Source organism: Eubacterium ramulus (assembly GCF_003122485.1).
GTDB classification, from domain to species: Bacteria; Bacillota; Clostridia; order Lachnospirales; family Lachnospiraceae; genus Eubacterium_I; species Eubacterium_I ramulus_A.
Genome location: NZ_JRFU01000052.1, coordinates 1 through 9,765 on the forward strand (window position 1 = coordinate 1; position 9,765 = coordinate 9,765).

5 protein-coding genes are annotated in these 9,765 nt (G+C 45.3%); all 5 read left to right on the plus strand.

Translation table 11 applies throughout. The features are described 5' to 3' along the window. The first annotated feature begins 79 nt into the window (after positions 1-79). Positions 80-4,597 carry a leucine-rich repeat domain-containing protein gene (locus LG34_RS04795; protein ID WP_109215082.1) on the plus strand — a complete coding sequence of 1,506 codons (4,518 nt, stop codon included), beginning with the start codon at positions 80-82 and terminating at the stop codon, positions 4,595-4,597. After that, complete coding sequence (locus LG34_RS04800; RefSeq protein WP_109215083.1) at positions 4,594-5,529, plus strand: AAA family ATPase; 936 nt, start codon at positions 4,594-4,596, stop codon at positions 5,527-5,529. The genes LG34_RS04795 and LG34_RS04800 overlap by 4 nt, the downstream gene beginning before the upstream one ends. A 5-nt stretch (positions 5,530-5,534) precedes the next feature. Continuing rightward, positions 5,535-6,734 carry a DUF58 domain-containing protein gene (locus LG34_RS04805; RefSeq protein WP_181369290.1) on the plus strand — a complete coding sequence of 400 codons (1,200 nt, stop codon included), beginning with the start codon at positions 5,535-5,537 and terminating at the stop codon, positions 6,732-6,734. Positions 6,735-6,749: 15 nt separating this feature from the next. Next, entirely contained in the window at positions 6,750-9,077 is a 2,328-nt protein-coding gene (locus LG34_RS17040) for a transglutaminase-like domain-containing protein (RefSeq protein ID WP_242979801.1), read from the plus strand. Positions 9,078-9,106: 29 nt separating this feature from the next. Beyond that, on the plus strand, positions 9,107-9,765 hold a 659-nt coding region (gene sdaAB, locus LG34_RS04815), incomplete at its 3' end, for an L-serine ammonia-lyase, iron-sulfur-dependent subunit beta (RefSeq protein ID WP_109215085.1).

Consider the following 9,765-nt stretch of genomic DNA (forward strand, 5'->3'; position numbering starts at 1 on the left):
TTGCATGACGCGCACCTCGCAACAAGAATGCCGGAGCATTCTTGAAAGATTATGCGCAAGAGAAAAGCGGGTATAATAGATGAAAAATAGAAATAAAAAAGTGGGTGTGGCGATCGCTGCTGCTTCTGTGATCACGGCAGGTGCGGTAACGGTGGCAGTTGCCTACCAGAGCGGGGTGAATTTTCAACCAAAAGATTCCAACCGTAAGCTTCAGAATAATCAGGTCGTTTTTTCCGATAACAAGGATCAGGTAGAGCATACCGAGGATGATAACGGCGATAACAGTGAACTCTGGGAAAAAAATCAGAATGATCAGCAGGACAACAATCAGGAAAATGCAAACCAGTCGGACTATCTCTTCCAGAAAGATCTGCAGAATGGTCGTGCGACAGCTGTAACCGTTGGCGTGAACAGTGGCGATGCCAGTGGAAATAACGATCAGTTCACCGGTACACAGAATGGAACTGGCAGTCAGAATGGCGGGGTCTATAATCTGACGGATGATACTTCCAATGCAGATATCATTATCAACGGCAACGGAACCGGGCAGATCACGGATCCGAATGGAAATGGTGCCAGTAATGGCAGTGGAAATAGCCAGAACAGCACGAATGGAAATGGGAGCAGCAATAATTCCGGCTCTGATACAAATAAAACACCGTCCACAGATGACAAAAATAATGGGAATAACAATTCCAACAACAATAACGGTGGTTCTGATAACAAAAGACCGTCTGCAACCGCGAAAGATCCCGAAGTAAAGAAAGAATGGAATAACCGGGTAGATGGTGTTATTGATCATCCATATCCGGATGATGGCATCTCAGATGTTACCGAAGATGAAGATGGTGACTATGCAGGTGTGGTAATCTGTCAGCGTTGGGATGCGGATGCCGTTTATATGTATAAAGGACAGACGATTGATCAGACGCTGATATATAATTCGCTGGATACGTTCGTATATTCCAATGACCGGGAAAATCGCTATGTCTGGGGAGAAAGTGCTCTGAATCAGTTTATCCGGATTGATGCGGTATCTTTTGATGGCGGTACAACCTGGAAAGATCAATTTCCACTGACGATTCCGACCACGGTGACGGATGATACCATGATTATCAAGGTGTCTTATCGACTGACCAAAAATAAACCATGGGTAGAGCGTCAGGTGCCGTATGGTTTAAAAGCAAATCGTATCTTTGTACTTTCCAAAGAAATTCAGGAAGAAAATTCTGTGATCGATACAGATACGATTCTGAATTATGATCAAAATCCGGAGGTAGGCTCCATTGTGAATCTGTATCGGTTTCAGTGGGACTATCTGGGAACCGAACCGTTAACAACATTGTTCCCTGGATGGATGGAAGATGGAAAACTGGTTTCGTGGTTATATACTTCCACAGAGGGACGACATATCCTTGAACCGGCAGAGAACGTACCACTCAGCAGTGAATATACAGTTCAGCTTAATGTGTTCTGGATGACAGATGACGGGAAAATTGATCCATCTGGAAACAGTCTGACTTATTTGCAGACACTGACAGGTATTTCAAATAAAGCTGTTAAACGAATGAAGGATGGTACGATTCTTGACCGAATGCAATATGATGAATTGACTGTGCCGGAATATATTCAGGCAGTGTCGATTGACGAATCCACAGATCTGGATGTTGACTATTTGAAAATCCCGGATACGGTAATATATCTTGCTGACAGCAGTAAAGGATTACATGTCAACCGTGGCTATCTGGTAGATGAGGATAATCCGGTTTATCAGTCCACAGACGAGGGTGTGTTGCTGAACAAAGAAGCTACGGAAATCCTTGGAATTCCTTACAAATTAAAGAAACTGACAATTCCTGCGGCGATTACCAATATAAACCTGAATGCAGATAATCAGATATCCGAGATTCATATTGAGGCAGAGACGCTGGATGGTGTACCGTCACTCAGTTATGAAAATATTAATCACTGTAAACTGGTAGTACCGGAGTCTTATATGGAGGAGTTTCTGGAGGAGAATAATGCAAATATCCGCTATGGAACCGAAAACAGTGTGGCATCTGCGGATGATCCGTCCGTTACATACACGATGAAAAGTGGTGTTGTTATAAGCAGTAAAGGTGAAATACGCAGAATCGTTTCAAAAAATAATACATCCGTTACATTGCCAAATACTGCAAAACAGATTGAAAAAGATGCTTTTTCCAAAGGAACAGGTATTGAGACACTGATTTTGCCTAAAAATGGAACAACACTTCATCTGGAAGACGGATGCTTAAATGACAGTGATGTAACTGCTATCTGGTGTTATTCCAAGAAGCAGTATGATACAGTAAAAGAAGAACTGGCTGATTCCGGAACGGATAAGGATGTTTCCGTAGAACTGCTACAGAAATCAGCAGAGGGTTACTATTACAGAATATCAGATGCGGGCATTATGCTGATGAGTGTGCCGGAGAATCTTACCTCTTTTGATGGTACAATGACAGCAGAGGATGGAACTTCGCTTGAAATCAATGCCATTGCAGAGCAGGCCTTTTCTGACTGTCAGGATCTGGAATGGGTAACACTTCCGGAAAGTATCAAGAAGATTGGTTACAAAGCTTTTGAAGACTGTATCGGGCTGCAGGGAATTTTGATCAATTCTACCGATACGATCACAATTGGAAATGAGGCGTTTTGCGGATGTGACAGTCTGCGATTTGTGGCATCCAATGCGATGGAAGGCATCATGGAAGATGATTACGCGCCGCTGATTTCTGACAGTTATTCGATTAATACCGGACTGTATTATTTTTATACGCCGACGGATTCTACCGGTTACTTTGACGGGCATCTTTCTTTTACGGCAGCATCAGGGGTAGCCTCTTATGGTCTGGTGGATATTGGTGGAGATGCCAGAATGTTATATGGTTTGGATAGTAATGGATCTCCATGGATTGGCCTGCGGTCAGGCGGAGAAGTGTCAGATCAGGTGACATTGCCGGAGAGCACCACGGAGCTGTTTCACTATGCGCTGGCGGATACGAAAAGTCCATCCGGAAGTTATTCTGTAAACTGGGATGATATGTTGGGACTGCACTGGCTGGATCCGGGTGCATTCCGCAATTCAGATCTGGGTGGAAGTATCACTTTGTCAGGAACCTTTTTCTATCTGGATAACGATGCATTTACCAGTTGTAATTCCATTACAGATTTTACGGTAGATGCCAGTGTTTATCTGGGAGAGGGTGTATTTCAAGATTGTAAAAATATGACAAACGTGTCGCTTGGTGAGTTCCTTGACAATTCCGCAGTTTATTTCGGATTATTTACCGGATGTGACAGTCTGCGGGATATATACTTTAACAGCGAATCAGCCCCGAAGCTGATGCTTTATGGAACGAGGGAATATCAGTTTAATTATGGCTGGACAGAGGAAGAAGAACTGGAAAAATTACGGATTCATGTGCCGGAGAGTTCAAAGGAAATGTATATACGTGACTGGCGCTATGCTTTTGCCGGTTATATTGATTATCCGAATAAGTCTGCATACGATCGAATGTGGGAAGATATTCGATGGCAGCATATAAACTGGGATACCTGGGAGTTCCCGTCAGATGAAGAAGTAGATGCTTATGTGGCAGAAGCATTGCTGAAAGCAGAGAACCGTGCACGAAAAGCATTAGGAATGGAGGAGGTATCCAGATTATCAGAATGGTATGAGTATACGGTTGACAGCTATGGATTTGTCACATTGACCGGAGTGCCGTCATATTGTACGGAAGCAACGCTGGATGCAGAAACAATCGGACTGGCATCCGGAGGATATCTGGATAATATTGGAACGGGTGCTTTTTCCAAGGCGAAAAATCTGCAGAAAGTAGTAATTCCAAATGGTCTGTCTGCTATTTACAGCAATGCCTTTGCCGGTGTGGAGAGCGACAGCGTTACGCTGGTATTTGAAGGCTGGGCGCCGAATTTGTTCCGAAGCGATGATGATATCCTTAATGGAGTGCCGTTCTCCTTTGGAATCGATGACAGCCGCATTCATATTCAGGTACCGGAAGGCTGGGAAGACTTTTATATTAGTATGTGGGAGTACATTTTTGCCGGCTATGATACTGCGGAAGATATGTGGGCAGGAGTTGAGGCAGATCTGGCAGAACAGAATGGTACAGAACCGACGAATGAGGAGATTTTGACAGAAGTGAACAAGCGTCTGGTAGTATCCCATAACCGTATCCGTGCCATGATGGGACTGGACCCGGAGCAGGTAGAAGACAATACTTCGGATGGCTCCGGAGAGACAACGGATACTGATCCAGATGGTACGACGGAAGGAACCACAGAGGAAAATACCAATACGGATGTTTCTGGCAATACAGTTTATGAAAATTCCAATATATGGATGGTAAATACAGGAATCGGAAATCTGGATACCGCCGCTTCTGAAAATACAGGTGCGGACCGTACAGATTCCGACCATGAAGATGCAGACAGTGCAGAGTCAGAAGATACATCTGCAGACAAGGATAAGAAAAAGAGTGAGGATGCAGATGTAGTGACAAAAGATACAGATGCGGCGATCCCGGAACAGGAGGATACACAGGAATGATCGTGGAACAGTCAAAACAGATCGTAGAAGAGATCAGCAAGGCTTTTATCGGTAAAACAGAGATCATCGAAAAAGTACTTATGACAATCTATGCAGGAGGACATGTACTGCTGGAGGATGCTCCGGGTGTCGGAAAGACAACACTGGCACTGGCATTTTCCAAAGTGCTTGGACTCAGCAATAAACGTATTCAGTTTACAACAGATACACTGCCGTCAGATATTACCGGTTTTACGATGTTTAACCGTCAGACGAATGAATTTGAATACCGGGAAGGAGCTGCAAACTGTCAGCTTCTTCTGGCAGATGAGATCAACCGTACTTCACCGAAGACGCAGTCAGCACTTCTGGAGGTTATGGAAGAAAATACCATCAGTATCGATGGTGAGACACATGTGCTGCCACTGCCGTTTATCTGTATCGCAACACAGAACCCGTTGGGATTCTCCGGAACACAGCCGTTGCCGGAGTCACAGTTAGACCGTTTTATGGTATGTCTGTCCATCGGTTATCCGACGCTTGAGAGCCAGATGCAGATCATTACCGCGCAGCGTTATCACAATCCGCTGCTGGATATCAAACCGGTGACAAATGCACAGAACGTACTGGAAGTGCAGAACTATCTGTCTTCTGTAGAGTTAAAAGACAGCGTACTGCGTTATGCGATCCGTCTGTGTGAGGAGACCAGACGTCATCCGCTGATCGAACTTGGTATCTCTCCGCGTGGTGTTTCTGCACTTGTTAAAATGGCGCGGGCAAATGCGCTGATCCGGGAGCGTAATTATGTGATTCCGGAAGATGTACAGAGTGTATTCTGTGATGTATGTGCACACCGTCTGGTGCTGCGTCCACAGGCGCAGGTAGAAGGCGTTCAGGCAAAAGATATTCTGGGAGAGATTCTGCTGAAACTCAGACCTGGAACAGAGGAGTAAAGGATATGAACAAAAACAGGATCGGCTATCTTGTCCTGATGGCGTGTCTGGCAGTGCTTGTTTTCTTATTCAGTAATCGGTTCCTGTTATTTCTGCTGATCATGATGGTGGTGCTTGCCGTGCTGATGGCTGTATTGAGCCGTGTAGATGCCAGAAATATGATGGTGGATATGGAAATTGTTTCCGGAACACAGGAAGGAAAAGACCTGAAAGTAAAGGTAAAGATGTATTCCAGATTCCCTCTGTATGCAGCACGTAGTATTCTGATGGGCGTGGATATTGAAAATACCATGTTTTGCAGTACAGAACGCAAATATTATTTCATGTATTTGTCCGGTAAATCCAGGGAAGTGGAGCTGACCATTCCGGCGCGGCGCTGTGGGGAAGTGAAGATACAGTGTGCAGAGATTTTACTGCAGGATCTGTTAAAATTATTTCGAAGGAAAATTCGTCCCTTTGAGACGGTACAGACCATCGTATATCCGCGTTCCGTGAACGTGCATGTGGAAATGTCCCGGGCAACCATTGGAGCACCCCGTGAAGAAGGGCGCATGCAGAACCGGAAAGGAAATGATCCAAGTGAGATGTTTGATATCCGGGAATATGTGCCGGGAGACGATATCCGTTTGGTACACTGGAAGCTTTCCAGCAAGACAGAGAATCTCATTTTGCGGGAAGCCAGCGATCCGTCTCATTACAATATGGTACTTTTACCGGATCTGGGACGTAAAGTTATGAATATAGAAGCAGCAGACGAACATGGAGAACCGCAGGAAAATCCTGTAGAAGAAATCAATACAGCTGTAGCATTTGGTACTGCGATCGGAGAACAGTTATTGCGGCTTGGATGTGCATTCTGTATGGCGGTTCCGGGTAAAAATGGTCTGCAGCTTTGTGAAGTGCGGGATCGACGGGATCTGCAGCGGATGCTGATGTTGTGGATGAGCAGTCCGATTCCAGAGTACAGTGGACAGGCGCTGCAATATTTTATCACAGAGCATCTGGAAGAATATTTTACACGGTTACTGATCCTGTCTGCAGGCGTATATCAGCAAAATCTGCATACGTTAAGTGGTCAGATTGGAACCACCGTGGTCAGTGCCAGAGCAGATCTGGATACAGTGATCAGCAGCGTGAGTGGAAGCTGTGAAATGACCGATATACCGGTAGATAAGACAGAAGAAATGTACCGGATTATTTGTTAAGGATAATAGATTACTATGAAACGTACGAAAAAACAGTTTACCGTTGACCGGATTGTACCGGAGAGTGAGGGAAAATTACATATTAAAGTAGGAATCCACCTTCTTTTGAGCCTCTGTCTGTGCCTTGGCAGTCTGAGTGTACTGCATGCAGAGGGGAATGAGTATCCGTCGATATCGGCAATGGTATATTTGCTGATGATCGCCACACTGGTCTGCTGTGTGTTGTCACAGAGAAAGAGAGAAAAACAGTGGATGAAGGTATTCTACTATGGAGGACCATGGCTTCTGGTACTGATCCTGACCGGTTTTCACGGATATTGGACCGGTGCCAAAAGTTGGATTAACATGATCCTTATGTACTGGAATGAAGTACACGATGGTGGTGTGGCATTGCTTTCCGTTTCGCAGGAAAATGTGGCAATGCAGTCATTTACACTGTTGATGGTCATTTTCTGTGCACAGTTTTGCTGGTGGATGGTAAAAGACCGTAAAGTGATCTGTGGCATTGGATACAGTATGGCATGGACGATGCTTGCATTGATGACAGGTATGTTTCAACCATATATGGGCATGCTGTTTTTGATCGGATTAGCCGGATTATTTCTGGCAATTCAGGGCGGTTACGTTACTGCCAGAAATCTGTTCTGTTTTGTAGTGGTGTCGGTGATTGTCGTGATCGGTGGTCTGACGCTTCCACAGGAAAATCTGGATTCTGTGACACAGGCAAGACAACAGTGGAAGGAACAGATCCGAACCTGGCGTTACGGTGAGGATTCTCTGCCGGAGGGAGATCTCAGACAGGCAGCTTCCTTGCAGAAAAATTCGAATGAGATGCTCCAGGTTCAGACAGGGCAGCAGAAAATGCTCTATCTGCGAGGCTTTGTAGGCGAAGTATATCAGAATGGAGTATGGCATGAACTGCCTTCTTATACGTATGGCAATGAAAATGCCGGAATCATGAAATGGTTTTTACAGCAGGGATTTCACCCACAGATGCAGGTGGCAGAATATTATGCACTCTGCTCCGAGGACAACCAGCCGGAAGAAAATGAGCTGAGTATTTCGGTGACAGACGCTTCCCGATATTATTTCTATCTGCCAGTCAGCATGGAGGAAGTAAACGGTTCCAATTATAAAGAGAAACGTTCTTCCCGACTGTTTAGTACCGGTTGGCGTGGAGCTGGTTCTTATTCCGGAACAGAACTGTCCGGTTCCAGACCGGCAGAGCTGACAGTGGCAGAGGACTGGGTAAGCGATCCGACCACAGAGGCGCAGAAACAGTATTGCCAAACGGAATCAGTGTATCGTGATTTTGTATATGAGAATTATACACAGACAGATGCAGATACGGTGAAATTGATGAATGAAATTTTCTGGGATGATTATGATCCGGAAAGCGATGGTATCTACAGTGCCTTAAGTCAGGTACGAGCGGTGTTAAATAATAACGTGAAATATGTGGAAAAACCGATGGCAGCACCGGAAAGTTATGATCCGATCCGCTATTTCCTGACAAAATCCAGACAGGGAAATTCGATGTTGTATGCATCCGCAGCAGTAGAGTCACTGCGGGTACATGGAATTCCGGCGCGTTATGTAGAAGGGTATTTTGTATCAGAGGAACAGTCCGCAGCAAACGGCGGAAAGGTATCTCTGACCGGCAAAGATGCACATGCATGGGTAGAAGTTTATTTTGACGGAATCGGCTGGCTTCCGGTAGATGTGACACCGGGATATTATTTCGATTCTGTATCATTACAGCAGATGGTAAGTCTGCCGGATACCGTTCAGAAAAATGCGGCGTTAAGCAACAATGGCTATGATACAAACATTGTGAAAAATTCCGGTAATCAGGGTTCAAAAGCACCGGAAATCCTGAAAAAAGTATTTAATGTGGCAGCCATCTGTCTTGGGATTGTTGGTTTGCTGGTGATCCTGCTTACTGCTATCTTTGTTGTATTAGAGATTTTAAGAATACTGGCAGAATACATCTGGAAACAGCATGAAAGCTATTTTTCAGACAGCGAGCGGATTGGATACAAGACGAAGAAAATTTATCATTTGCTTGCGATCCGTGGAATTGATGCAAGTCTTGGATGGAATATGGAAGATACCGATACCGCGATTGCAGATACTTTTTCTGAGACCAGTCCGGGAGAGTACAAACGTGTCTGTGTTCTTTTGGAAAAGGCAGCATACGGAGGCATGATCCTCAAGCAGTTTGAGGAGCGTACGGTAGACGCATTTTTGACAAAAATTTCAGAAGTAGACAAAAAAAGTAACTGGCGGATCCGTCTGCGTCTGCGCTATGATGCGGTCTACTGTCTGCGTCATTATAAATAAACAGACCGAAAAATAAGGAGAGTACAGCGATGGATTTATTTGATATCGTAGGTCCGATCATGGTCGGACCATCCAGCTCCCACACTGCGGGAGCCGTGCGAATGGGTTATGTGGCAGGAAAACTGTTGGGAGAACCGATCTGCAAAGCAGAGATCCTTTTGTATGGATCCTTTCTGGCAACTGGGGAAGGACATGGTACGAAGAAAGCGCTGGTTGCAGGTCTGCTGGGGATGCAGCCGGATGACTACCAGATCGCAGACAGTTTCGAGATTGCTGCACAGCGTGGGATAACGGTGGCGTTTGGTGAGGCGCATCTGGAGGAAGCTCATCCGAATACGGCAGTGATCCGATTAACCGGTGTCGGAGAAAAATATACGGAAGTACAGGTGTCTTCCATCGGTGGTTCACGGATCAGTATTGATAAGATCGATGGCATCAACACTGGATTTTCAGGGGAATGTCCGACACTGATCGTACACAATATGGATCAGCCGGGATGTATCGTGGCAGTTACTTCCATGCTGGCAAAGAAAAATGTCAACATTGCGACCATGCAGGTGTATCGTTCTGCCAAGGGTGAGCAGGCAGTTATGGTGGTGGAATGTGATCAGCCAATTTCCGAGGATGGCATTCAGTGGTTAGAACAGGTGGAAGGCGTGCTGAAAGTGACGTATTTTGCCGGAATTGG

What these genes read in the sequence shown, in the direction of transcription:
- LG34_RS04795 (WP_109215082.1), top strand. Translation starts at nt 80, where the DNA reads ATGAAAAATAGAAATAAAAAAGTGGGTGTGGCGATCGCTGCTGCTTCT.
- LG34_RS04800 (WP_109215083.1), top strand. Translation starts at nt 4,594, where the DNA reads ATGATCGTGGAACAGTCAAAACAGATCGTAGAAGAGATCAGCAAGGCT.
- LG34_RS04805 (WP_181369290.1), top strand. Translation starts at nt 5,535, where the DNA reads ATGAACAAAAACAGGATCGGCTATCTTGTCCTGATGGCGTGTCTGGCA.
- LG34_RS17040 (WP_242979801.1), top strand. Translation starts at nt 6,750, where the DNA reads ATGAAACGTACGAAAAAACAGTTTACCGTTGACCGGATTGTACCGGAG.